We start from the raw sequence: 24,538 nt of genomic DNA, 5'->3' as shown, positions 1-24,538 counted from the left end.
AGATCGCACGTTTCGTGCGCTCAGCGCGGTCCGCACCACGCTGAGCGCACGCAACCGGCGATCGTGCCGCGCTGACGGCACGAAACGTGCACGGTCAGCGGGTCATGATCCACGCCAGCATGTAGGACCTCGTGTTGCCGTCGTCGATCCTCGACTGCGGCAGCTCGCGGGCCTGCCGCAACGCCTCGTCCCGGTCCGCCAGGGCGAGGTACATCAGGAGGTAGTCGCCGAAGGTCACGTCGTAGCCCCCGGGTGCGGCCTCGGCGATGCTGCTGCGGATCCGGGCCGGGTCGCCGCGCAGGTAGTCCGCGACCGGCGACATCGGGATCAGCTGGATGCCCAGCATCGCGCTGGGCTCCGCGCTGAACCAGGTCGCGTAGTCCCGCTTGCCGCCCCAGTTGATCGACACCATGTCGGCGCCGAACCCGGCGGGGAGCGTGGGCTGGGTCCAGTACCGCACCGCGGACGCCGCCTCGCGCGAGAGCATCGCGACCGCCTGGTCCCGCTGCGCCGGGTCCCCGCGGACCTCGGCCCACAGCGCCAGCCCGTTGTACGCGGTGACCGACTCGGAGCTGGACTCCTGGTTGTTGCCGTCCCCGAAGGGGCTGAACCCGGAGGCCCACGAGTGCCCCTCGAACGCGTCGAAGGCGCGCTGCCGGGGGAACTCCGCGGTCTGCCGGGGGTTGCCGATGTCCGCCGCGAGCAGGTCGATCACCGGCGCGACCTGCTCGACGAGCGCCGGGTCGTCCTTGCCCAGGATCGCCGCGGCGTAGAGGAAGTACCCGTAGTGGAACTGGTGGTCGTTGAACTCCTCGGAGCCGAACGAGTTCTCCAGCCCGACCATCCCGCGCAGCACCGGGTCGTAGACGAAGCACTGGGTGGCGCGCTCGGCGCACCCGTTCGGCTCCGCCCACCGCGTCAGCAGCGGGACCAAGCGGTCCCGGATCCGCTGGGCGGTCGGCGCCATGTCCAGTCCCTCGGCGAGCGTGAGCAGGTTCGCGGCCTGCGCGAGCTGCTTGCCGCCGAAGTAGGTGTCCTCGGCGGTGAGCGTGAGGGCGGCGGCGTCCGCGGCGACGGACTTCTCCAGCTCGCTGCGCTCGGACCCGGACAGGCCGCTCACGTCCAGCGCCCCGGACGGGGTGACGACGGGTGCGCTCAGCTCCAGCGACGACGTCCGGCACAGCTCCATCGGCCCGTACAGCGTGGCGAACGTGCCTGCCGACGCGCAGCGCTGGGCGCCGGAGTCCGGCATCGCCGCGACGAGGGTGTCCCCGCCCCGGGTGCGGTAGGTCAGGGTGGTGCGCACGGTGTCGCCGTCCACCCGCTCGACGACGTCCCCGCCGGTCACGGGCACCCGCGCGGCCTCGGCGAGTGCGGTGGCGTCCCCACCCGGCGGCACCGCGTAGAAGGTCGCGGACGACCCGGCGGGCAGGGTGACCGCGGAGCCGCGCAGGGTCCCGTCGGTGACCACGCCGTAGCGGTCGCCGCGGATCTCCACGGTGCCGTCACCGGCCGGCGGCTGCGGCCCGACGGTCAGCGTCTGCGCGGTGGTCGCGGTGTAGCGCAGGAACGGCGAGCCGCGGGTGAGCACCACGCGGCCGCGCTCGGCGGCGCCGTCGAGGAACGCCACGGTGACGGTGAGGTCGTCGTAGGCGACGACCTGCAGCTCCGTCGCCCCGATCGGGACGTCCAGGGCGGGGGTGTGCGAGCCGAAGATCGTCTTGGCGGTGGCCCGGACCGCGGGCACGCCGAGGGTGAACCCGGTCGGCTTCAGCGCGACCGACAGGGGCAGCGGGAACACCGGCTGCGGCTCCGGCGGGAACACCAGACCGGAGAACCAGCGGTTCGTCGGCGGCGCGAGCCCCTGGGCCAGGCGCATCGCGGGCGCGGTGCCGACGCTGCGCTGCGGGAGCGCGTCGACCGCGGCCGCGAGCCCGGGGTCGCGGCCGCCCTCGGTGACCGCGCTGCCGCCCACGCTCGTGGTGCAGGCGCTCAGGCTCAGCAGCGCGAGCAGCCCGACCAGCAGCCGCCTCACGGCGTGATCCCGGTCAGCGTGGTGACCCAGTCCGTGACGTCGGTGACGACGCCGTCGTTGCGCAGGTGCAAGGTGGCCTGGACCGGGGAGCCGACGGCGAACAGCCCGTCCGACGTCGCGTCCCCCAGCTCGGGGCTGAAGGCCTGCACGACGGTACGGGCCTCGCCGTTCTCGGTGCTCACCCGCACCCGCCCGGCCTGGGCGCGGACGGTGTCGTTGTTGGGCAGCAGGACGTCGATCGTGGCGTTCGGGGGCAGCCGCGCATAGTCCGGCGCGGTCAGTACGAACTCGGCCTCGACGTAGAGCGAGCCCGCCCGCTGCACGGTCGCCAGCTCGGAGTTCGCGGGCACGAAGGACCCCACGGCGTAGCTGACGCCCTCCACCCGACCCTGGTCGGTCGCGGTGATGACCATCGTGTTCCCGTCCTTGATCGTGTACGGCACCCGGGCGGGGTCGATCAGGCCCTGCGCCAGGTCGCGGACCAGGGTCGCGCTCTGCAGCTCGAACATCGGCTGGCCCACCCGGACGTCGTCGCCGATCCGGACGAGCTGGGCGGTGACGGTGCCCGAGTAGTCCGTGCCGACGGGGTAGTTCTCGGCGGCCAGGGACGCGGACGTGCCGTCCACCCGGCCGTTGCGGGCGTTGAGCAGCATCGTCAGGTAGGCGGCGACCAGCAGCACCACGAGGATGCCCAGGACCAGCCGGAACCGGCGGGCGACGGTCATCGCGACCTCCGTGGGGTGCCGTCGCCGAACGCGAGGACCTCGGCGGCGACGTCGGCGCCGCGGCGGCGCTGGGTCGGGATCCGGACCGGGCCCTCGGGCCCGTTCGTGGCGGGGACCGCGGATCGCGGCACGACGTCCATCGGCCCCGTCCGCGGCTCGTTCGCGGTGAACACGCTCGTCGACGCCGGGTCCGGCGCCTCGGCCCGCGGGACCACGGGGAGCTCCTGCGGGCCGCCGGGCCGGGCGGGTGCCGGGCCGACCCGGTGCCTGCCGCTGTCCCGCCGCCCGGCTCGTCGCTCCGCACGGGACCGCGAGCGGGACGGCCCGCCGTGCCCGGGGAGAGCCGCCGCGGGCGGGGGCGCGGGTGGAGCCGGGGGCAGTGGGAGACCCGCCATCGGGCCGCTGTGGGCGGGCAGCTGCGGAAGGGGTGCGCTGTGCGTCGGCGCGCCACGGGCCGACCGGCCGGGGACCGGACCGTTCCCCACCGGCAGACCCGGGATCGGGCCGCTGCCGACCGGTGGGCCGGGGATCGGCCCGCTCTCGCGGCGCCGGTCGACCGGCTGGGGGGCGGCGGCGGGTCGGGCCGACCGGCTCGGCGGACGCGCGGCGGGCCGCCTGCGGACCGGCGCGACCGGGACCGCGCTCACGGCGCCGACCGGTTCCGGGAGCACCGGGGTGACGACCTTCTCGTCGTGCTCGCCCACCGGCTCGCGCCCGTCCCGGCGCAGGCGGCGCAGCTCGCGGGACTCCCGGGCGATCTCCCGGGACTCCCGCACCGCCGTGACGACGAACGCCCCGAGCACCAGCGTGTTGAGGATGTTCCAGAACACCGCCAGCGAGAACGTGCGCTCCAGCTGGGCCTGCCAGACCCCGACGACGGAGGTGGCCAGCAGGAACACGAACGCCAGGACCTGCGGCACGATGAAGGTGAACGGCGAGTTCCGCGCACCCTTCCGACCCGTGACGCTCCAGGCCTGGTCGCGGCGCAGCAGCGCGTTGGCGAAGGCCTTGGCGTAGATCGGGAACGAGGCCGTGGCCAGCAGCAGCGTCTCCCACCGGAACGAGCCGATGGTGAACAGCGCGACCACGATCTGCATGAAGTAGAACCCGGCGTAGTACAGGAACCAGGTCATCCCGGGGACGTCCTGGCTGATCGGCGCGATGCCGAAGTAGATCTGCAGCGGCGGGACCAGCAACAGCAGCCCCGGCGCGATCCCGACCAGGTAGAACGTGGCGGTGCCGAAGTACTGCAGCCGCTGGTCCAGGGTGAGCGTCCGGCCGCGGCCCATCGGGTTGGCGCGGAACAGGATCTCGAACCCGCCGGTGGCCCAGCGCAGCTGCTGCTTGGTGTAGGTCTCGATCGTCTCCGGGGTGTGCCCGACGGCCAGCTCGGTGCCGATGAAGACCGTGCGCCAGCCGCGCTCGTGCAGCTTGAGCGAGGTCCACACGTCCTCGGACTTCGACTCCTGCCAGATCCCGCCGATCTCCATGACCGCGGCGCGCCGGAAGATCACGTTGGTGCCCACGCAGAACGCGGCGTTGAACCGGTTCTTGCCGGGCTGGGTGAACTTGTAGAACACCGTCTGCATGTAGCCCGCGCCGCGCGAGATGAGCCCGCGCAGGTTGCCGTAGGTCTGCGGCGTCTGGACGAACGCGACGGTCGGGTCCGCGAAGAACGGCACCGTCTCGTGGAGGAAGTCCCTGCGCGCCACGAAGTCCGCGTCGAGGATCACGAACAGGTCGCCCGTGGTGATCGACAGCGCGTGGTTGACGTTGCCCGCCTTGGCGTGCGCGTTGCCCTCCCGGGCCACGTACTCGGCCCCGAGCTCGCGGGAGAGGTCGCGCACGGCGGCGGACTTGCCGTCGTCGAGCACGTAGGTGGTGTGGGCGCCGTCCAGCGCGACGGCGGCCTCGACGGTGCGCCGGATGTCCTCCAGCGCCTCGCCGTAGGTGGTGATGAAGACGTCGACGGAGACGGGGAAGTCGTCCAGCTGCATCGGGGCGTTCCGCAGGCCGATGCCGATGGCCTGGGTCTGCTCGCCCTGGTTGCCGTACAGGTTCCGCTGGGCCTCGTTGAACGAGTAGTCCCGGGGGTCGTGGCCGCTGGACAGGATGGTCCACAGCGAGATCAGCGCCTGCAGCACGATGACCGACTCGGCCACCAGGACCAGCAGGTACGCGGGCCAGTCGCCGCGGTGGGAGAAGTCGAACAGGAAGACCGTGTACAGCAGCACGCCGATCGCGGCGACGGCGACGATGGCCATCAGCGACGGGGAGTCGGCGACCTTCTGACTGCGGGTCTGGGTGGCGCGGGAGGTCGGGGCGGGGCGGGCGGGGGAGTCGGGGAGGTCGACGCGGTCGGCATGTCGGACGGGCACGACGGGGCAGCTCCGGTGTGCTCGGGGGGGCTCGGAGCCCGGGGACGACACCGGCGCCGGGCGGGGCGGCTACCGGAAGCGGGGAGCGAAGGGCAGCGCGGGGAATACTGGCGGTGACGGCCTTCACCCGTCAAGGTGCAGGATCTCACCGAGCGTGTCGGTAACGAACCGTGATGTGCACTCGATCGTGTGCGGACGCCGGGTCGCCGCGACCGGCCCGGTACTCACGGCCGGTGCGCGGCGACTCCTGGCGGGACCCGCCGGAACCCGGCCGGGGGACCGGGGCGGGGCGCGGCCGTTGCGGGGAGCGGACGGCTGCGCGAATGCTGTCGGTGACCGTGTGTGGGGGTCAACGGGAGGAGGATCACTGCGCGTGCCCGTAACGAAAGGTGCACGCGCAACGATCCCCGCCGGGTAACGCCGTTGCTGTGAATCCTGAGCGGCCGTTCGGCCCTCAGGCCTCGGCCGAGCGGCGTCGGGCCGCGTCCGCGATCATGCGTGCGGTCACCCCGAAGACGAGGTCGTGGGCCGGCTTCTGGGCGTACCAGTAGATGCGCCCCGCAACGCCGCGGGGACGGAACGTGACCGTCTGGGTGTAGCGGCTCGTGCCCGCCCCCGTCGGTTCGGCGGTCATCCGCAGCCGCGTGACCCCCGGCATCCGGGTCTCCGCCCGCAGCACGAGCGAGCGCCCCGGATCGAGCTCCTCGACCCGCCACCAGTCCACCGGGTCCCCCGGCGCGAGCCGCGCGGGCCTCCCCCGCCGCAGCCCGACGCCACCGAGCAGCCCGTCGAGCCTCTGGCGCAGCTCCCAGACCCCCGGGACCGTGTGCCATCCCTCGTCGCCGCCGATCCCGGCGATCACCGCCCAGAGCTCGGCGGCGGGCGCCGCGACGTCCTCGACGTCCTCCCCCACGAGCTCCGGCGGCCCCGAGCCCGCCGGGTCGGTGGGCGCGCCGCCCGCGGGCCCCTCCTCGGCGAGGGCCAGCCGGACGGCGTCGGCGTAGGGGGTCGGGCCGCCCGGCGGTTGCCCGACGAGCGCGGCGAGGTCGTGCTCGCGGCACACCAGCTCGTAGGCCATGGACTCCAGCAGCGGAGCGGCGAGCGCCCGGCCGACGGGGGTGAGCAGGCCCACCGCCCGCGCGCTCAGCCGCGGCACCGAGACCGGCACGGGGACGGTCAGCGCGACCGCGAGCCCCGCCTCGCGGGAGTACCCGCGGAGCAGGTCGACGTAGGTCGGGGCGTCCGGCCCGCCGACGTCGAACGCGCGGTTGGTCGCGGCGGGCAGCCGCAGGCTCGCGGCCAGCCAGTACAGGACGTCCGCGATCGCGATCGGCTGCACCCGGTTCCACGCCTGGTCCGGCAGCGGGAGCGCGAGCGGACCGCCGAAGACGGTCTCGGCGACGTGTCGGATCATCTCGAAGCTGGCCGAGCCCCGGCCCACGACGATGCCCGCCTGCAGCACGACGGTCGGGACCGGACCGGCGAGCAGGACCTCGCCCACCTCGGTGCGCGAGCGCAGGTGTTCGGACGTCGCCTCCCCCGCCGGACGGAGTCCGCCCAGGTAGACGATCCGGCCCACCCCGGACTCGGCCGTCGCGGCGGCGACGGTCTCGGCGATGACCCGGTCCCGGTCGGCGAAGTCCGGCCCGTCCATGGAGTGCACGAGGTGGAACACCGCGTCGACCCCCCGACAGGCCGCCGCGGTGGCCGCGGCGTCCGTGAGGTCACCGCACAGCACCTCCGCGCGGTCGGCGAACCCCGTCCGGGAAAGCTTGTCCGGCGAGCGGACGAGACACCGGACGGTGTGGCCCTCGGCGAGCAGCCGGGGGACGAGCCGCGAGCCGACATAGCCGGTCGCACCGATCACGAGACAACGCACGGGTCGATCGTCGCCCGAACCGCTCGTCCCCGCGCGGTGGGCCCTCGGCGCCACGACACCACCGACTCCTCCAGCACCGTCACCCCGGCCGTGCCGGGCCGGTCCCGAACGGCGCCCACGCCCACCAGGAGGCCTGCGGCCCCGCACGCGCAGCCGACCGCCACGGAGCCGGGCGAGGCGGGCACCGCGGGCGACCGGGCGGCGTGCGTGACGGTGGACTCCGCCTGAGCGGAGCCTGCTACCCGCTCACCCGCCGCGTGACGGCGACGAGATCGCTGGTGTGGCTCCCCACGGCCCCCGTCTCCGGGGGTCGCGGGGTGAGTCCGGGCAGCCCGTCGAGCCCGTCGGACCCGTCGGTGACCTGCAGGTCCACCGGACCGGGCGCGGCCTGCACGAGCCGCAGGTCCAGGCCCTCCGGTGGCGGGGCGTGGAAGACGAGGTCCAGTCTGCCGTCGCGGACCGGCACCGGGGCGCCGTTCACCGTCGCGGAGACGATCCCGTCCGCGCGCAGCGCGACCAGCCGCACCGGGCGCCGCGGCACGAGCCGAGCGGTGACGCGGGAGCCCTCGCGGGTCAGGTCGACCTGCGCCGGGGGCAACGCGGCGGGCGGGGCCGGACCGGTCGAGTAGGCGCCGTCGAAGCCGGGCAGGGCCAGGGTCTCGCGACCGGTGACGTACTGGGCGGTCCACTCCCCCGGCACGGCCTCGGCGCTGATCCAGCGGGCGGTGCCCGCGTCGGCGTCGAGCAGGTACATCAGCTGGCTGGGCGCCGGCCGCTCGGCGGTGAACGCGTTCTGGGCGAACCCGGTGATGCCGAGGCCGACCGCCGCGACCAGGGCGACCGCGGGGGTGAGCCGCGGGAGGTCGGCGAGCACCGGGACCAGCGCGAGCCCGAGCAGTGCCAGCACGAACGCGGGCAACGCCGCCGCTGCCAGGCCGAGCGCGGGGAAGAAGAGCACCGCGGTCGGGACGAGCACGACCACCGCGACGACCGCGGCGAGCGCCCGCGCGATCCACTGCCCGACCAGCAGCGCGATCCCGCCCGCGAGTGCGGGCAGGGTGGTCAGGTACGAGCCGCCCGGGGCGAGGGCCGCGAGGAGCGGGCCGAGCACCGCGAGCCAGACCAGTCCGCCCGCGGCGAGGGCGTCCGTCCCGACCCGGCGGCGCAGCGCCAGGACCCAGCCCACGACCACCGCGGCGACCAGGCAGGCCAGCGCCGCGCGGTCCCACACCGGCCGCCACGGGTCGTCCATCTGCGCGTACCCCGGGCGCAGCAGGGTCAGGCCCCACCACGCGAGCTGGGCGAGCGCCGGCGCGACCACCAGGGGCAGCAGTCCCGCGCCGACCCCGGCGAGCACCCGCGGCGCGCTCGTCCGGCGGGCGGCGGCGACCGCACCCGCGAGCGCGACCAGCGCCGCCGACCCGGCCAGCGGCCACACCAGCCACCCGGGGTACCGCACGAGCGTGCCCAGCACCGGGAAGTAGGTCGCGTCCGCACCCCGCAGGGCGGTGAGGTCCGTGCGGCCGAACTCCCGAACCAGCGCCGTGGTGTTGTCGATGTGCATCTGCAGGGTCCCGAGGTCCATCCGGTCAGGGGTGTCCTGCGGGCCGTGGTACGCCGCGCTGCCGTCGATGTACGCCGAGTTCAGCCCGACGTACCGGCCGGAGTCCCGGAACGGGCTGAAGTCGGTGTCGTTCGGCAGGATCCGGTAGACCTCGACGGCGAAGCTGGTGGCCACCGGGTGCGGGGCCGCGGCGGCGAACCGGTCGACGACGGGCCCGTTCCCCGCCGTCGTCTCGAACATGATCACCGGGCCGGTCGTGCCGCGGGCCTCGACGTTGAGCACCACGCCACCGGTGGCCTCGGGAGCCTGGGCCACGAAGGCCTCGGCGCCGCAGAGGCAGGCCTCCTCGGCGTCGGTGAACAGCAGCGTGACGTCGTTGCGCGGGCGGTCCGCGGCCAGCGCGCGGGCGGTCTCCAGCAGGGTCGCGACGCCGGCGCCGTCGTCGTTCGCGCCGGGGCCGGACTGCACCGAGTCGTAGTGCGCGACGACCGTGACGCGCCCGGTCGGCGCCGTCCCCGGGACCGTCGCGACGATGTTGCGGACGCGCGCGGCCCCCGGCGTCCCGTCCCCCAGCGAGCCCGCGTTGACGCCGACGGTGTCCTGCACCCGCGGCTCGAGCCCGATCCCGCGCAGGGTGTCGAGGAGGTACTCGCGGGCGGCGTCGGCGGCGGGTGAGCCCGCGACGTGCGGGCGGGCCCCGAGCCGCTCGACGCTCGCGAACGCCCGCTGCGCCTCCGCGCCGGGCGCGGGCGGCTGCAGCGACACCACCGACCACACGGCCGCGGCGAGCACCAGGACCCAGGTCGGCAACCGTGCCACGGGCGCAGTCTGCCGCACCGACGCTCGGCGGCTCCGCGCACCCGACGACGGGCGCGGGTCGTCGGACGCCGGACCCGCCGACCGCAGCCCGCTCACGGCACGCCCAGTGCCCGCAACCCGGCCGCGACGGCCGCCGCCACGACCACGACCAGCACGAACGGCGCCTTCAGCCAGGCCGCCAGCGCGCCCGCCACGACCCCGGCAGGCCGCGCCCAGCCCGCGAAGCCGCCGTCCTCGGTCAGCGCCGCGGTGGCGACGAGCGCGAGCAGCAGGGCGGTCGCGCCGAGGTCGGTCAGCCGCACGACGCGCTCGGGCAGCGTCACCCGGTCCCGCAGCGCGATCCCGGCGAACCGGATGAGGTAGGTGCCCGCGGCGAACGCCAGGAGCACCGGCCAGCTCAGCACGGCCCCGCCCCCGCCCGCGACCGATCGGGAGGCCGAGCGGCAGCGGGTTGCGGGCCCGGGGGGCGACGGGTCATCGCCGCACCGCCGTCAGGAGCGCGAGCAGGCCGACGAGGACCGGGACGCCTGCGGGGAGGAACGGGGTCGCCGCCAGCGCGAGGACCGCCGCGGTGAGGCCGACCGTGCGGGCGTCCCGCTCACGCAGCGACGGGAGCAGCAGGGCGAGCAGCGCCGCAGGGAAGGCCGCGTCCACCCCGAAGACCGCGGGATCGGGGATCGCGCCGCCTGCCAGCAGGCCGACGACCGTCCCCGCGTTCCATCCGACGAACAGCGCCGCGCCGCAGGCTCGGTAGACGGCGGTCGCCCGGGGCCCGGTGCCGCGCGCACGGGTCAGGGCCACGTTCTCGTCGACGAGGACGTGGGCGCCCAGCAGTCGGCTCGGCCGGCTCCGCCCCACGACCTCGCCGATCGCCAGACCGAACGGCAGGTGCCGCAGGTTGAGCAGCAGCCCCGCGGCCACGGCCGCGACCGGCGCCCCGCCCGCGGCGACTACCGCGACCGCCAGGAACTGCGACCCGCCCGCGAATACCAGCACCGACATGCCCACGACCAGCGGCCACGGCACTCCGGCGGAGCCCGCGAGCGCCCCGAACGACATGCCGACGACGGTCACCGCCGCGGCCAGCGCGGCGATGTCCCGGACGTCGTCGGACTGCAGCGCCGTTCGCCGTGCCGAACACATGACGGCTACAGTGACCGCATGAGTGCCGTTCGTCAAACCGGTTTCGCCGACCGATGAACCGAACACCCCTCGCCGCGATCGCCGCCGCGGTCCGCCGCGAGCGCACCCTCCGCGAGCTGTCGCTGGGCGAGCTGGCGCGCCGCGCCGGGCTGGCCAAGTCCACGGTGTCGCAGCTCGAGGCCGGAACCGGCAACCCGAGCGTCGAGACGCTCTGGGCGATCGCCGTGGTGCTCGACGTGCCGTTCTCCCGGCTCGTCGATCCCCCCGAGCGCGGGGTGCGGGTCGTGCGGGCGGGGCAGGGCGTGGTGATCCCGAGCGACCACTCCCCCTTCACCGGGACGCTGCTCGCGGCCTGCCCGCCCGGGGCCCGCCGGGACCTGCACGTGATCACCGCGGAGCCGGGGCCCGCGCGGTCGGCCCACGCGCACATCCCCGGCACGACCGAGCACCTCGTCGTCACCGCGGGACGATGGCGGGCGGGCCCCGAGGGGGACGAGGTCGAGCTCGCCCCGGGCGACTACGCCTGCTTCCCCGGCGACCAGCCCCACACCTACCAGGCGCTGGCCCCGAGCAGCGCCGCCGTACTGGTCATGGAGTACGTCTGACCCTGCGCCGGGGCCCGAGGATCAGTGCCGAGGGCCGCCTACCAGCCGCGCTGCGCGTACCGCTGCTCCGCGGGGAGGTCGGGGATGTTGATGCCGACCATCGCCTCGCCCAGCCCGCGCGAGACCTTGGCGATCACGTCCGGGTCGTCGTGGAAGGTCGTGGCCTTGACGATCGCCGCGGCGCGCTGCGCCGGGTCGCCGGACTTGAAGATGCCCGAGCCGACGAACACGCCCTCGGCGCCGAGCTGCATCATCATCGCCGCGTCCGCCGGGGTGGCGATGCCGCCCGCGGTGAACAGCGTGACCGGCAGCTTCCCCGCCTGCGCGATCTCGGCGACCAGCTGCACCGGCGCCCGCAGCTCCTTGGCCGCGATGAACAGCTCCGCCTCGTCCAGCGTGGCGAGCCTGCGGATGTCCGAGCGGATCTGGCGCATGTGCCGGGTCGCCTCGACGACGTTCCCGGTGCCGGCCTCGCCCTTCGAGCGGATCATGGCCGCGCCCTCGGAGATCCGCCGCAGCGCCTCGCCGAGGTTGGTCGCGCCGCAGACGAACGGCACGGTGTAGGCCCACTTGTCGATGTGGTGCGCCTCGTCCGCGGGGGTGAGGACCTCGGACTCGTCCACGTAGTCCACGCCCAAGGACTGCAGCACCTGCGCCTCGACGAAGTGCCCGATCCGCGCCTTCGCCATGACCGGGATCGAGACGGCCTCGATGATCCCCTGGATCATGTCCGGGTCGCTCATCCGCGCCACGCCGCCCTGCGCGCGGATGTCCGCAGGCACCCGCTCCAGCGCCATGACGGCGACGGCGCCCGCGTCCTCGGCGATCTTCGCCTGCTCGGGCGTGACCACGTCCATGATCACGCCGCCCTTGAGCATCTCCGCCATCCCGCGCTTCACGCGGGCGGTGCCCAGCTCGTGGCCTGCGGAAGCGGGGGCCTGCTCGGACGACACTGTGGTGCTCCTTCTTCGACTGCGGGTCCCGGGACCCCGGGCTCGGCCGCCGACGCCGACGGCCCGGCCCTCGATGGTACGCGTCGGCCCCGGCCGCCAGGCCTGTGACCTCCGCCCGCGAGGCCCTGACCTCAGTGGACGGGCTCAGCCGACGGGATCCGCCGGGCTGCCCACCCGGGGCGCGGACTCGGCGATCTCGAAGTACTCCGGGAGCGGCGCGGTGCCGTAGAGCCGCAGCCACCGCACGAGCCTGCGCGACCGCAGCCCGCGGGTGTCCCGGACGGCGTCGTTGTGCACCCGCCGGGCCAGCACGACGAGCTGCTCGGCGTCCACCAGCTCGGCCAGCAGCGCCGTGGGCAGGGTCTCGCGGTCGATCACCGACAGGGCCCGGGACAGCGCGTTCTCGACCAGCTCGCGGGCCTCGACGGCCTGCTCCGACTCCCGCGGCAGGTCCCGAACCATCCCCGCCCCCGCGGCCCGTGACGCCTCGCCGAGCGCGGCGACCGGGCTGCCGGGCGCGGCCCGCGCGGCCCCGAGGGCCTCGGCGACCCGCACCGCGGTCTCCGCGCGCCGGGCCAGCGCCGACTCCAGCCCGACGCGGGCGGCGTCCGTCCGCTGGTGCAGCCGGTCCAGCCGACGGCTGCGCGCGACGCACAGCACCGTCACCCACACGACGACCACCACCACGGCCGCGAGCAGCACCCAGCTCATCGGACGATCGCCACCTGACGCGGGTCCGCGGCGATCGCGGCCTGGTAGACCTGCAGCACCTGCCCGGCCACGACCGACCAGTCGTAGCGGGCCGCCCGGGCCCGCCCGGCCTCGGCGAGCGCCGCCCGGCGCTCCGGGTCGCCCAGCAGGTCCCGCAGGGCCCCGGACAGCGCGGCGGCGTCCCCGGTGGGCACCAGGACACCGACGGGGCGCTCGTCCCCGAGGACCCGGCGGAAGCTCTCCAGGTCGCTGGCCACCACGGGGGCCCCCGCCGCCATCGCCTCGGTGAGCACCATGCCGAAGCTCTCGCCACCGAGGTTGGGGGCGCAGAAGACGTCCACCGACCGCAGCGCGGCGGCCTTCACCTCGTCGTCGACGGCGCCGAGCACCTCCACCTCGACGTCGCGGGCCTCGCGGCGCAGCACGTCCGCGTCCCCCCGCCCGACGACGAGCAGCCGCGCGTCCAGCGGCCGCAGCGCCTCGAGCAGCACCGCCATGCCCTTGCGGGGCTCGGTGAACCGGCCCACGAACCCGACCGTGGGGGTGCGCGGATAGCCGGGGAGCAGCGGGCCGGTGGCGAACCGGGCCACGTCCACGCCGTTCGGGATCTCGGTCGCGTCCCCGCCGAGGTGCTCGACCTGGACGCGCCGGGCGGTGGCGGACACCGCCACCCGCGCGGTCACCTTCTCCATCAGCGGCCGCAGCACCCCGCCGAACGCGTGCAGCGTGCGCGAGCGCTCGGTGGAGGTGTGGAACGTCGCGACGATCGGCCCCTCGGCCGCCAGCAGCGCCAGCACCGAGATCGAGAAGGTGGTGGGTTCGTGCAGGTGCAGGACGTCGAAGCGGTGCTCGGCCAGCCACCGCCGGGCCCGCGCGTAGGTGACCGGGCCGAACGTGACCCGGGCGACGGACCCGTTGTAGGGCACGGCGTGGCCCCGCCCCGCGGCCGTGACGAAGTCCGGCAGCTCGGAGTCCTCGTCCGCGGGGGCGAGGACGGACACCTCGTGGCCCAGCCTGCCCAGCGCCCTGGCCAGGTCGACGACGTGCGCCTGGACCCCGCCGGGGACGTCCAGCGAGTAGGGACAGACGATGCCGATCCTCACCGGCCCGCCCCCGGGGTGAGCTCCTGCAGCATGTGCCAGTCCGCCGGGTGGGCGGCGATGAGCTGCTCGAAGGACGCCGCGATCTCGCGGGTCGCCTTCTCCACGCACGACCGGTCCGGGACCTCGATCGGCGGCATGATCGTGGCGCCCCAGCGGCCCGCGGGCAGGAAGTACGGCCCGACGGCGTGCAGCTGGGCTCCGGTCAGCGCGGCCAGCGCCGCGGGCCCGGACGGCAACCGGATCGTGTCTCCGAAGAACGGCACCGACACCCCGGTCCCCGCGAGGTCCCGATCGCTGACCAGGCAGACCAGCCCGCCGGCGCGGAGCCTGCGGGTCAACGCCCGGTGGGCCCGGCGCCCGTCGTCCTGCGCCACGATCTCGAAGCCCAGCGACTCCCGGAACCCCACGAACCGGCGGTAGACCGACTCCGGCTGCAGCCGCTCGACGACCGTGGTCATCACGGCGGGCAGCCCGTTGCGGCGCATCTCCTCGATGGCGTAGACCCCGGCGACGTCCCAGTTCCCGGCGTGCGGCAGGGCCAGGACGACGCCGCGGCCCGCCTGCATCGCCGAGATCACCGAGGCCATGCCGGTGGTCGCCGCGGCCATGCGGGCGTGCACCGCCACGGGGTCCATCGACGGCAGCCGGAAGGCCTCGTGCCAGTACCGCGCGTAGCTGCGCAGGGCCGCGCGGACCAGCCGGTCCATCTCGGCGGGGGTGAGGTCCGGCAGCACCCGGCCGAGGTTGGCGCGCAGCCGCGCCACGCTCGCGCCGCCCCGCCGGGCCGACAGCTCGGCCCCGGCCGCGAACCCGAGGGCCCCCAGCGGTCGGGGCACGTGGCGCACTGTGGACCAGGCCGCGGTCAGGCCGAGCTCGGCGGGGTTCACCGCTCGGGGTCCCCGGCTCGCTGGGCGCTGCGGTAGACCAGCACCAGCCGTTGGAACACGGTGAACACCGACGCCGCGGCGAGCCCCCACAGCGCGACGTGCAGCGCGTAGGGCACCCCGACGCCGTGCAGGAACGTGCCCAGCAGCACCACGATCAGTCGCTCGGCCCGCTCGACCAGGCCGCCGTCCGCCGAGAGCCCCATGCCCTCGGCGCGCGCCTTGACATACGACACCAGCTGCCCGCTGACCAGGCAGATCAGCGCGGCCACCCCGAGCACCCGCTCGTCCCCCACACCGAGACACCACCAGGCGAGCCCGGCGAACAGGGCTCCGTCGGCGATCCGGTCGCACACCGAGTCCAGCACCGCGCCGAACGGGGTGCCCGCGCCGCGGGCGCGAGCCATGGCGCCGTCCACCAGGTCCAGCAGCACGAAGAAGGTGATGACCCAGGGCCCGATCGCGAGCTGACCGCGGGGCAGGAACCACAGCGCGGCCGCCGACGCGCCGACGGTCCCGATCACGGTGACGACGTCCGGCGCGACGCCCCGCTGCACCAGGGCGCGGCCGATCGGGTCGGTGACCCGGTTGACGTGGACGCGGGCCCGGACGTTCAGCATGGGACGTTGAGCATCGGGTGGGGCCGACTCCTGCCGGTCTCGCGGGGTGGGGGATCCAGCCTAGCCGGGGCTCCAGTCGGGCTCCCACGCGCCCGCGAGCAGCTCGCGGGTCTCGGAGAGCAGCTGCGGGATCACCTTGGTCTGCCCGACGACGGCGATGAAGTTCGCGTCCCCGCCCCACCTCGGCACGACGTGCTGGTGCAGGTGGTCCGCCAGCGACCCGCCCGCGACGGCGCCGAGGTTCAGCCCGGTGTTGAACGCGTGCGGCGCGGAGACCTTCTTCATCGCCCGGATCGCCCGCTGGGTGAACAGCATCAGCTCGGCCGACTCCGCCGCGGTGAGGTCCTCCAGCTCCGCGACGTGCCGGTAGGGCAGCACCATCAGGTGCCCCGGGTTGTACGGGTGCAGGTTGAGCAGCGCGAACACCGTCTCGCCGCGCGCGAGGATCAGCCCCTCGTCGTCCGGCAGGGAGGGGATGCGGCAGAACGGGCAGCCGCCCTCCCCCGCCTCCTTGATGTAGGCGAGGCGGTGGGGGGTCCAGAGCCTGCGGAACCCGTCCGGCGTGCCCACACCGTCGATCGGTTCCAGTTCGGACACGTCCTCCACCCTAGGGGGTGAAGCTCTCGGCGGACGGGTCGACGTTGCTGCGCCCCGCGATCCAGGCCACGATCGCCTCCACGGCCTGCGCCACCGGGACGCCGTTGACCTGCGAACCGTCCCGGAAGCGGAAGCTCACCGCACCCGCCTCGACGTCCCGCGCGCCCGCCAGCAGCATGAACGGGACCTTGGCCAGGGTGTGGGTGCGGATCTTCTTCTGCATCCGGTCGTCCCCGGCGTCGAGGTCCACCCGCACACCGCGCTCCCGCAGCAGCCCGACGATCTCCTCCACGGCCGGGACCTGCTCGTCCGTGACCGGGATCGCCGCCACCTGCACCGGCGCGAGCCAGGCCGGGAACGCGCCCGCGTAGTGCTCCAGCAGCACGCCGAAGAAGCGCTCGATGGACCCGAACAGCGCGCGGTGGATCATGACGGGCCGCTTCCGGGAGCCGTCCGACGCGGTGTACTCGAGGTCGAACCGCTCCGGCAGCATCAGGTCCACCTGGATGGTGGACATCTGCCAGCTGCGGCCGATCGCGTCCTTGGTCTGCACGCTGATCTTGGGGGCGTAGAAGGCCGCGCCGCCCGGGTCCTCGGTGAGCGCCAACCCGGTCTCCTCGGCGACCTTGCGGAGCACCGCGGTGGCGCGCTCCCACTCCTCGTCCGACCCGATCGACTTCTCCGGGTTGCGGGTGGAGATCTCGAGGTAGAAGTCGTCCAGGCCGTAGTCCCGCAGCAGGTTCAGCACGAAGTCCAGCAGGGAGGCGATCTCGCCCTCCATCTGGTCCTCGGTGCAGTAGATGTGCGCGTCGTCCTGGGTGAAGCCGCGGGCGCGGGTCAGCCCGTGCACCACGCCGGACTTCTCGTACCGGTACACGGTCCCGAACTCGAACAGACGCAGCGGCAGCTCGCGGTAGCTCCGCCCGCGCGCGTCGAAGATCAGGTTGTGCATCGGGCAGTTCATCGGCTTCAGGTAGTAGTCCTGGCCGGGCTTGCGGACGGTCCCGTCCGCGTTCAGCTCCTCGTCCAGGATCATGCCCGGGTACATGCCCTCCTCGTACCACTCGAGGTGGCCGGAGGTGCGGAACAGCTGTCCCTTGGTGATGTGCGGGGTGTTGACGAACTCGTACCCGGCCCGCTCGTGCTGCCGCCGCGAGTAGTCCTCCAGCTCCTTGCGGATCACGCCGCCCTTGGGATGGAAGACCGCGAGGCCGGAGCCGATCTGGTCCGGGAACGAGAACAGGTCCAGCTCGGCGCCCAGCCTGCGGTGGTCGCGGCGCTCGGCCTCGGCGACGCGCTCCAGGTGCGCGTCGAGCGCCTCCTGGGACTCCCACGCGGTGCCGTAGATGCGCTGGAGCTGCGGGTTCTTCTCACTGCCGCGCCAGTACGCGGCGGCGGTGCGGGTGAGCGTGAACGCCGGGATGTACTTGGTGGTGGGCAGGTGCGGCCCGCGGCAGAGGTCCGACCAGACGGTGGCACCGGTGTGGGCGTGCACGTTGTCGTAGATCGTGAGCTCCCCTGTCGGGTCGATCTCCGGGGCGTCGCCGACGTCCTCCTCCGGCCCCTTCAGGTCGATCAGCTCGAGCTTGTACGGCTCGTCCTTCAGCTCCGCGCGGGCCTCGTCCTTCGACTCGAAGAGGCGGCGGGAGAAGCGCTGGCCGGACTTGATGATCTTCTTCATCGCCGACTCGAGCTTCTTCAGGTCCTCCGGTGTGAAGGGCTTCTCCACGTCGAAGTCGTAGTAGAAGCCGTCCGTGATGGGCGGGCCGATCCCGAGCTTGGCCTCCGGGTAGAGCTGCTGCACGGCCTGTGCGAGCACGTGCGCGGCGGAGTGACGGATGACGCTGCGGCCCTCCGGCGAGTCCGCGGTGACCGCGACGACCTCGGTGTCGCTCTCCGGCGCCCACGCCAGATCCTTCAGCGCCCCCTCGGCGTCCTTGACGACGACGATCGCCTGCGGTCCGGTGGTCGGCAGGCCCGCCTCCCGGACCCGGGCCCCCGCGGTCGTCCCGGCGGGCACCGTGATCGGCGCGGACGCGGGCGGGGCGGGTGCTGCGGACACGGGGTCTCCTTCACGGGCAGGACATCTGACCCCACGATGCTAGTTGTCCGCCGCCACCCGGTTGCCGCGGGTCAGGGCCGCAGGCGCGGGACCGGACGATCGGCCTCCGGGGGCGGGACGACGCTGCGGCGGGGCGGCGGCGGGCTCCCCGGCACGACCGGGTCGAACCAGTTCACCTGGGACTCCGCGGACCCCACCGACAGCAGGACCGGCAGCGGACGGGTGACCTCGACGCCCGACGGCGGCGGCGCCGTGTCACCCCGCTCCCCGGAGCGGGCCGCGGGGACGGCGGGCGGTGCGGCGGCAGGCGACTCGAAGCGCGCCAGCTCGGCGAGCCGCGGGTCGACCGCGGGCCCACCCTCTCGACGGGCGGGCGTCGACTGCCGTGGGCGCGGCGCGACGGGGGGCGCCGCGGGCACCAGCGCGCGCGGGTCCACGCGGTCCAGCGCCTTGCGGACCCGGCGCAGGTTCCGCTCCGGGGCCGCGACCAGCACCGACAGCAGCAACCCCGCGGCCGAGCCGGGATCCGGGAGCGGGCGCAGCACGTGCAGGACGGCGTTGCCCTGCCGCACCACGAGCTCGGTCGGGTCGCCCCGCAGCACCCTGCTCAGCTCAGCGGCGCCGCGCATCGCCTCGACCTGCGCCGCGGCCACCGCCTCGACGTCCAACCGGGCGCGGTCGGCCGTCACGGCGTCGAGCGTGAGCCCGCTGGCGACGTCCACCAGCGCCGCCGCGAGGACCTCCGGTCTGCGCAGCACGTCGGCGGCCGCCGTGCGGAGCAGGCCGGGGCTTCCCGGGATCGTCGGCACGGGCGTCTCGCGGGCGGGGCTCAGCGCGGGGCGGGCGCCTGGAAGTACTGGCTGTCGCCACCCTGCGGCGCACGGGCGCCCGCGTTGGGGTGGGACATGTAGAACTCCTGCTCGATGATCTTCAGGTCGCGCCGGGCCATGGCCAGGTTGGCCTGGGCGCGGTTGAGCACGAGGTAGAGGAACAGCTTCTCGTCCGGCAGGCCGCGGATCAGCCGGATCAGGTGGTACTGGTTGTCGAGGGTGATGAGGATGTCCTCGATGCCCTCGCGCAGGCCGAGCTTCTGGGTGACCTCGATCTTGGTGCGCACCACGTCGCTGTTGCCGGGCGCCGCGACCTCCAGGTCGAACTCGGCGGACCCGCCGCGGGAGCCCAGGGTCATGCCGCTCTCGTAGTCCACCAGGGCCACGGCGAACGCGCCCTTGATGTTGGCCGCCATGTCCAGGGAATGCTCGATCGAGCTCATCTTCTGCGCCTTTCGATCATCCTTCACGGGGACGATCATCCATCGGGGAACGGGGGTTCGGAAACGGTAGCGCAGAATCATCGGAACAGCGGTGCCGGGTGCCATTCCTCTCCCCCGTGAAGGGCAGCCACACCTTCACCGGACCGTTGTCGGCGGCGCCGCGGCCCGGTCATCGCAGCCGCCGCCGCAGGCCGTCGGCGAGCCTGCGCAGCGTCGACATGTCGGTGGCCCAGCGGGTGTCGTCGGCGTCCTGCGCCGGGGGACGGGGCGGAGGGATCGCGGTGCGCCCGGACCGCCGCGGGAGCACCCCGTCGGCGGGCGGCACAGGAGGTGTGACGGAGGAGTCGGCCCCGCGGCCGGCGGCCCCGGCGGCGGCAGGGTCGGCGGCGGCGGGGTCGGTGACGGCGGGGTCGGTGACGGGGTCGCCGGCGGGAGCTGTGGCGGGATCGGCGGCGGCACCCACGGGCGGGACCGTCTCGGCCGGAGCGGGGGTCGGGTCGGCGGGGACCCGGAGCCGCGCTGCGGGCCGCGCGGCGCCGCCCGAAGGCCGCGTCCCGCGGGCCTCCGTCCGCCCTCCCTCCGGCTCGGCCGCGGGGCGCGGAGCCGGGAGGGTGGAGCCTGCGGGACCGGCAGGCGGGAACGGGGTGGGACGGTCCGGCAGGGGTGGGCGGGCGCGGTGGGCGGCGGCGAAGAACTCCGACACCGGCGTGACCCGCCGCGGCGAGCCCTCGCGAGTCGACCGATCCTCCCTGGTGGGAGGCGGTTCGGCCGCCCCAGCCGCCGGTGTCCCCGGCGCCACCGTCGGGGTCGCGGGCGCAGTCGCGGGCGTGGCCGAGACCACCGGCGAGGGGGGTGTCGAGGCCGGTGTCGACCCCGCCGCGGACACCGTCGAGGCCCCTGTCGAGGCCCCGGTCGGCGCCGCCGATCCGGCCGGGGCACTGCGCCCCGCCGCGGGCGCGGGGGCCACCTCGGTGACCGTGGAGCCCGACCGGCGCGACGAGGCGGGCGCGGCCGCACGGGGAGCGGGCAGCGCCACCGGCACCGCCGCGGCCCGCGGGCCCGGCGGCGTCTCGGCGGGCATCGCCCGGCGCGGCGGGTCGCCCAGCGCCTCGACCTCCCGCAGCGCGCTCGCGAGGTTGGCGCGGCCGCGGTCCAGCCTCACGTAGAGGGCCCGTTCGTCCGTGGCGGGCGCGAGCATCTGCACCGTCCGGCGGCCCGTCACGACCACGCTGCGCAGCGCCCCGCTGCGGCCGTCCGCGAGCGACTCCACGCCCACGAGGGCCGCCAGGATCTCGGCCACCGGCAGAGGCGGCTCCGGGCCGCCGAGGCTCTCCAGGATCCGCTCGTCCGCCCGTTCCAGAACGCACGCCCACGACACCCCGGGCAGTTTTCCGAGGGCGTCGGCGAGCGATTTCCGAGCGGTCACGAGAAACCTTCTCACACACCGTCGCCGACGCAGTTTGTCGGCCTTTTCGGCGCAGATTCGACAGGGCCGGAGAAACGCCGCGGTACGGCCGGCCGGCCTATTCCACCCACCGCCGAACGCGCCGCGGTTCGGCACCAGAGGTGGGACCCGACGACCCTGCTGCCGGCGGACGGGAGTGTTTCCGCAGCTCTCTCGCCCGCTGAGAGATCGGAAACCCGTCGATGCCGCGCATCCGGCCCTACGACCTGCGGCCATCCGGCTCGGCCGCCGCACCCGGTGCGGCGGTCTCGTGCCGCGCACCCGCGCCGTGGTCGGATGGCGCCATGAGCACCGACCGCCCCGCCGCGTTCCGAGCCGCCGTCGAGCGCGGGGACGCCGACGCCGCCGCGGACCTCTTCGCCGCCGACGCCGTCTTCCACTCCCCCGTCGTGCACCGGCCCTACGAGGGCCGCGAGGCGATCCGGACGATCCTGCGCGCCGTCGTTCAGGTCTTCGAGGACTTCCGCTACACCGCCGAGTTCGCCGGGGACGCGGGGCACGTCCTGTGGTTCCACACCCGCGTGGGCGAGCGCGAGCTCGACGGCGTCGACATCCTCCGGGACGGCCCCGACGGCCTCGTCGAGCTGACCGTGATGGTGCGCCCGTACTCGGCCGCCACAGAGCTGCGCGCCCGGATGGCCGCGCTCCTGCAGGGCGGCTGACCGGCTCCGCTCACATCCGTCCGGCTCAACGCCGGATCCCCGAGGTCACGGAGGGTGTCCGGCGGCCCGGGCGATACCGGCAGCCGGTGCCGTCATTCGGGTGAGTTCGATCGTGGGCCGCACCGCGTCCACGGGATCACCCGTTGAGCCCTCTGAGAGTCGTGCGGGGCCGAACGGAGTGATCGGCGCGTCCGTACGGCGTCCTCCGCGCCGGCGACAGCCACGCCGGGCGGGGTGCGAGCCAAGGGGCGAGGGAGGACGAGCGTGCCGGCAGGGGGCCACGGACCGAGCAGGCAGGGCCCGCACGGCCCCGCCGCGTCCTCGACCCGGTCGCGCTCGGTCCCACCCGCGCGGCCCGCCCCGCCCCGCCCCCCGCAGCAGCGCGGGCCGGACCCGGTCCCCGCGGAGCATCCCCGCAGCCCGCGCCCCGACCGGTCCCGCACCCGTCCGGAACCCCCCGCAGCCCCCGCGGGCCGTGACCACACCGCGCGAGACCACACCGCCCGAGACCACACCGCGCGAGACCACACCGCCCGAGACCACACCGCGCAAGACCACTCGTCGCCCACCACGTCCGCGCGCGACCGGTCCGCCCCCACCCGGCGGGCGCGCGACCACTCCGCCACCACACGGCAGGCGCGGGAACGCCCCACCCCGGCTCCCGAACGCCGCAGCGCCACGCCCGTCCGCCCCACCCGGCGCCGCCGCGCCGACAAGCGCTCCGGCGTGGCCTGGTGGCAGACCCCGGACAGCCGCCGCCGCACCGGCGGCGGGGGGCTGAGCACCGGGGCGCCCACGGCCACCGGCGTCCAGGAGCCGGTCCGCCCGGTCCGCACGGGTCCACTCGGTCCGCTCGACCTGCTCCAGCGCAGGCTCGGCGCCGGGCGCCGCGCCCGCGCCCTGCTCACCCCGGCCCAGCGCGCCGCCCGACGGCGCCGGACGGTCCTGTGCTGGGTCGGCGGCGTCCTCGGGATGGTCGTCGGGCTGCCGCTGCTGGCCCTCGGGCTCGGCTACCTGATCTTCGGCGTGCCCACCGCGGACGAGGCCGTGAACAACCAGGTCGCCACGATCTCGTTCGCCGACGGCACCGACCTCACCCGGCTCGTCCCCGAGGCGGGCAACCGCACCAAGGTCGGCTTCGAGCAGATCCCGCCGCACGTGCGCGAGGCCGTGCTCGCCGCCGAGGACCGCACCTTCTACACCAACCCCGGGTTCGACGTCTCCGGCATCGCCCGGGCGGCGTGGAACCAGCTGCAGGGCGGCGCGGGCGGCGGTTCGACGATCACCCAGCAGTACGTCAAGAACGCCCTGGTCGGGGACCAGGTCTCCCTGTGGCGCAAGTACAAGGAGCTGATCGTCAGCCTCAAGGTCAGCCAGGAGAAGTCGAAGGACGAGATCCTCACCGACTACCTGAACACGATCTACTTCGGCCGCGGCGCCTACGGCATCCAGTCCGCGGCGCAGGCCTACTTCGCCAAGGACGTCGGGCAGCTCACCCCGGCCGAGGGCGCGCTGCTCGCCGGGGTGATCCAGTCGCCGTCGCGCTGGGACCCGGCGATCGACCCGCAGAAGGCCGTGCAGCGGTGGGGCTTCGTGATGGACGGGATGGAGAGCCAGGGCTGGCTCTCCCCCGCCGACCGCGCCGCCGCGACCTTCCCGCCCACCCAGCAGCGCCGGGTCGGCGGCACCGGCTCGCTGGCGGACAGCCGAGGCCACGTGGTCAACGCCGTCAAGGCGGAGCTGGACTCGCTCGGCATCTCCGACCAGGAGATGTCCCAGGCGGGCCTGACGATCACCACCACCATCGACGCCGACCAGCAGAAGCGGGCGGTCGAGGCCGCGCAGGAGTCGCTCGACGGGCAGCCGGACAACCTGCGCAGCGCCCTCGTCGCGATCGACCCGCGCACCGGCGGGGTGGCCGCCTACTACGGCGGGGACAACGGCGTCGGGCTCGACTACGCACGGGTGAGCAAGCAGCCCGGCTCGACGTTCAAGCCGTTCGTGGTGCTCGCCGCGCTGATGCACGACCCACCCATCGGCCTCGGCACCGTGTTCGACGGCCGGGAGCAGACGGGCCTGCGCAACGCCGAGGGCGCGGACTGCCCCCGGTGCGACATCAAGCAGGCGATGACGCTGTCCAACAACGTGGTGTTCACGAAGCTTGCCGCCGAGGTGGGCCCGGAGAACGTCGCCGCCGCGGCCCGGGCGGCGGGCATCACCTCCCCGCTCGACAACCCCGACGCGCGGCTCGCGCTCGGCAACAAGGAGGTCACCCCGGTCGAGCTCGCGTCCGCGTACGCGACGATCGCGGCGGGCGGGGTCTGGCACGCGCCGCACTTCATCTCCAAGGTCGTCACCGCGGACGGCCGGGTGCTCTACGAGTCCCCGGACTCCCAGGGGGAGCGTCGGTTCAGCCCCCGGGTCGCGCGCAACACCGTCGAGGCGATGCTCGGCGTCGCGTCGGCGGACGAGCGCGGGATCGGCCGCCCGGTCGCCGCGAAGACCGGCACCGTGCAGTCCCGGTTCGAGGGCGAGAACAACGACGCGTGGTTCTCCGGCTTCACCCCCGAGCTGGCGACGACGGTGTGGATCGGCACCGACATGAACTCCCCCATCCGCACGGCGTCCGGCACCCCGATCGAGGGGGCGTCGCTGCCCGGCGAGGTCTGGCAGACGTTCATGCGCGAGGCCGTGGCCGAGGAGCCCGCGACCGAGGGCTTCGGCGGGTACACCCCGATCGGCACGCCTGCGTCGGACCTGCCGCCGAACGAGACGCCGACGCCGACCCCCACCACGACCCCGGAACCGACGCCCTCGGCCGAGCTCCCGCCCCCGCCCGCCGCGGAGCCGCCCGCCGCGAACCCCGTGCCGCAACAGCAGTCCGGGGCGCCGGACCAGCGCAGCCTCCTCGCGCCCGAGGACGCCCCGGGCACCGCGAACGCCCCCGGCACCGCCCGGGCACCCGGCACGGCGGGCACCCCGAACGGTCCCGCCGCCGAGCAGGCCCCGCCCGCGGGCACCGCTCCGGCCCCGGACTGCTCGGTCACCCCCTGCGGCTGA

Annotated in this window: 20 protein-coding genes; 3 read left to right on the top strand and 17 right to left on the bottom strand. The window is 74.9% G+C overall.

All coding sequences use genetic code 11. The annotated features are described in order from the left end of the window. Positions 1-94: 94 nt before the first annotated feature. From ABD993_RS28575 to ABD993_RS28545, 7 genes are all read right to left on the bottom strand, one after another. Positions 95-2,035 carry a glycosyl hydrolase gene (locus ABD993_RS28575; protein ID WP_345425241.1) on the bottom strand — a complete coding sequence of 647 codons (1,941 nt, stop codon included), beginning with the start codon at positions 2,033-2,035 and terminating at the stop codon, positions 95-97. Further along, complete coding sequence (locus ABD993_RS28570) at positions 2,032-2,760, bottom strand: efflux RND transporter periplasmic adaptor subunit (protein ID WP_345425238.1); 729 nt, start codon at positions 2,758-2,760, stop codon at positions 2,032-2,034. The genes ABD993_RS28575 and ABD993_RS28570 overlap by 4 nt, the downstream gene beginning before the upstream one ends. Beyond that, positions 2,757-5,138, bottom strand: a complete 2,382-nt coding sequence (locus ABD993_RS28565) for a glycosyltransferase family 2 protein (protein ID WP_345425235.1) — start codon at positions 5,136-5,138, stop codon at positions 2,757-2,759. The genes ABD993_RS28570 and ABD993_RS28565 overlap by 4 nt, the downstream gene beginning before the upstream one ends. 454 nt (positions 5,139-5,592) lie before the next feature. Next, complete coding sequence (locus ABD993_RS28560; protein ID WP_345425232.1) at positions 5,593-7,017, bottom strand: DUF2867 domain-containing protein; 1,425 nt, start codon at positions 7,015-7,017, stop codon at positions 5,593-5,595. Between the two features lie 238 nt (positions 7,018-7,255). Beyond that, on the bottom strand, positions 7,256-9,400 hold the full coding sequence (locus ABD993_RS28555) for a M20/M25/M40 family metallo-hydrolase (RefSeq protein ID WP_345425229.1): 2,145 nt from the start codon (positions 9,398-9,400) through the stop codon (positions 7,256-7,258). A gap of 92 nt (positions 9,401-9,492) precedes the next feature. Beyond that, positions 9,493-9,804 carry an AzlD domain-containing protein gene (locus tag ABD993_RS28550; RefSeq protein WP_425569168.1) on the bottom strand — a complete coding sequence of 104 codons (312 nt, stop codon included), beginning with the start codon at positions 9,802-9,804 and terminating at the stop codon, positions 9,493-9,495. Positions 9,805-9,874: 70 nt separating this feature from the next. Continuing rightward, positions 9,875-10,543 (bottom strand): AzlC family ABC transporter permease, encoded by a 669-nt coding sequence (locus ABD993_RS28545; protein WP_345425226.1) that lies wholly within the window; start codon positions 10,541-10,543, stop codon positions 9,875-9,877. 53 nt (positions 10,544-10,596) lie between these two features. Between ABD993_RS28545 and ABD993_RS28540 the strand changes: the two genes are divergently transcribed. Beyond that, positions 10,597-11,148, top strand: a complete 552-nt coding sequence (locus tag ABD993_RS28540) for a helix-turn-helix domain-containing protein (protein ID WP_345425224.1) — start codon at positions 10,597-10,599, stop codon at positions 11,146-11,148. 38 nt (positions 11,149-11,186) lie between these two features. Here the strand turns inward: ABD993_RS28540 and pdxS are convergent, their stop codons facing one another. The 10 genes from pdxS to ABD993_RS28490 form a co-directional block, all read right to left on the bottom strand. Then, positions 11,187-12,101: a pyridoxal 5'-phosphate synthase lyase subunit PdxS gene (gene pdxS / locus ABD993_RS28535; RefSeq protein WP_345425221.1), complete on the bottom strand. Its 915-nt coding sequence runs from the start codon at positions 12,099-12,101 to the stop codon at positions 11,187-11,189. 144 nt (positions 12,102-12,245) lie between these two features. Further along, positions 12,246-12,812 carry an NUDIX hydrolase gene (locus ABD993_RS28530; RefSeq protein ID WP_345425218.1) on the bottom strand — a complete coding sequence of 189 codons (567 nt, stop codon included), beginning with the start codon at positions 12,810-12,812 and terminating at the stop codon, positions 12,246-12,248. Next, positions 12,809-13,915 (bottom strand): glycosyltransferase family 4 protein, encoded by a 1,107-nt coding sequence (locus ABD993_RS28525; RefSeq protein WP_345425215.1) that lies wholly within the window; start codon positions 13,913-13,915, stop codon positions 12,809-12,811. The genes ABD993_RS28530 and ABD993_RS28525 overlap by 4 nt, the downstream gene beginning before the upstream one ends. Continuing rightward, the gene (locus ABD993_RS28520; RefSeq protein WP_345425212.1) at positions 13,912-14,802 is read right to left on the bottom strand and encodes a phosphatidylinositol mannoside acyltransferase; all 891 of its coding nucleotides are present in this window, start codon (positions 14,800-14,802) and stop codon (positions 13,912-13,914) included. The genes ABD993_RS28525 and ABD993_RS28520 overlap by 4 nt, the downstream gene beginning before the upstream one ends. After that, a complete protein-coding gene (gene pgsA / locus ABD993_RS28515) occupies positions 14,799-15,419 on the bottom strand; it encodes a phosphatidylinositol phosphate synthase (RefSeq protein ID WP_345425209.1) in 621 nt (206 codons plus the stop codon). The genes ABD993_RS28520 and pgsA overlap by 4 nt, the downstream gene beginning before the upstream one ends. Positions 15,420-15,479: 60 nt before the next feature. After that, positions 15,480-16,016 carry an HIT family protein gene (locus ABD993_RS28510; RefSeq protein WP_345425206.1) on the bottom strand — a complete coding sequence of 179 codons (537 nt, stop codon included), beginning with the start codon at positions 16,014-16,016 and terminating at the stop codon, positions 15,480-15,482. 10 nt (positions 16,017-16,026) lie between these two features. Further along, the gene (gene thrS, locus ABD993_RS28505; protein WP_345425203.1) at positions 16,027-18,078 is read right to left on the bottom strand and encodes a threonine--tRNA ligase; all 2,052 of its coding nucleotides are present in this window, start codon (positions 18,076-18,078) and stop codon (positions 16,027-16,029) included. A gap of 71 nt (positions 18,079-18,149) precedes the next feature. After that, on the bottom strand, positions 18,150-18,887 hold the full coding sequence (locus ABD993_RS28500) for a hypothetical protein (protein WP_345425200.1): 738 nt from the start codon (positions 18,885-18,887) through the stop codon (positions 18,150-18,152). A gap of 20 nt (positions 18,888-18,907) precedes the next feature. Beyond that, positions 18,908-19,351, bottom strand: a complete 444-nt coding sequence (locus tag ABD993_RS28495; RefSeq protein ID WP_425569172.1) for a hypothetical protein — start codon at positions 19,349-19,351, stop codon at positions 18,908-18,910. 169 nt (positions 19,352-19,520) lie between these two features. Beyond that, positions 19,521-20,777, bottom strand: coding sequence for a hypothetical protein (locus ABD993_RS28490; RefSeq protein WP_345425194.1), 1,257 nt, complete (start codon positions 20,775-20,777; stop codon positions 19,521-19,523). Between the two features lie 323 nt (positions 20,778-21,100). Between ABD993_RS28490 and ABD993_RS28485 the strand changes: the two genes are divergently transcribed. After that, entirely contained in the window at positions 21,101-21,478 is a 378-nt protein-coding gene (locus tag ABD993_RS28485; protein WP_345425191.1) for a nuclear transport factor 2 family protein, read from the top strand. 264 nt (positions 21,479-21,742) lie between these two features. Beyond that, entirely contained in the window at positions 21,743-24,538 is a 2,796-nt protein-coding gene (locus tag ABD993_RS28480; protein WP_345425188.1) for a transglycosylase domain-containing protein, read from the top strand.

The sequence above is a fragment of the Pseudonocardia xishanensis genome (assembly GCF_039541715.1).
In the GTDB taxonomy this organism is placed as follows: domain Bacteria; phylum Actinomycetota; class Actinomycetes; order Mycobacteriales; family Pseudonocardiaceae; genus Pseudonocardia; species Pseudonocardia xishanensis.
This window is presented reverse-complemented; position numbering and strand designations above follow the sequence as displayed.

Bases quoted from the DNA above. Each gene is read 5' to 3' on its own strand.
- ABD993_RS28545 (WP_345425226.1), bottom strand. From the start codon at position 10,543: ATGTGTTCGGCACGGCGAACGGCGCTGCAGTCCGACGACGTCCGGGAC.
- ABD993_RS28485 (WP_345425191.1), top strand. From the start codon at position 21,101: ATGAGCACCGACCGCCCCGCCGCGTTCCGAGCCGCCGTCGAGCGCGGG.
- ABD993_RS28540 (WP_345425224.1), top strand. From the start codon at position 10,597: ATGAACCGAACACCCCTCGCCGCGATCGCCGCCGCGGTCCGCCGCGAG.
- ABD993_RS28530 (WP_345425218.1), bottom strand. From the start codon at position 12,812: ATGAGCTGGGTGCTGCTCGCGGCCGTGGTGGTGGTCGTCGTGTGGGTG.
- ABD993_RS28570 (WP_345425238.1), bottom strand. From the start codon at position 2,760: ATGACCGTCGCCCGCCGGTTCCGGCTGGTCCTGGGCATCCTCGTGGTG.
- pgsA (WP_345425209.1), bottom strand. From the start codon at position 15,419: ATGCTGAACGTCCGGGCCCGCGTCCACGTCAACCGGGTCACCGACCCG.
- ABD993_RS28495 (WP_425569172.1), bottom strand. From the start codon at position 19,351: ATGAGCTCGATCGAGCATTCCCTGGACATGGCGGCCAACATCAAGGGC.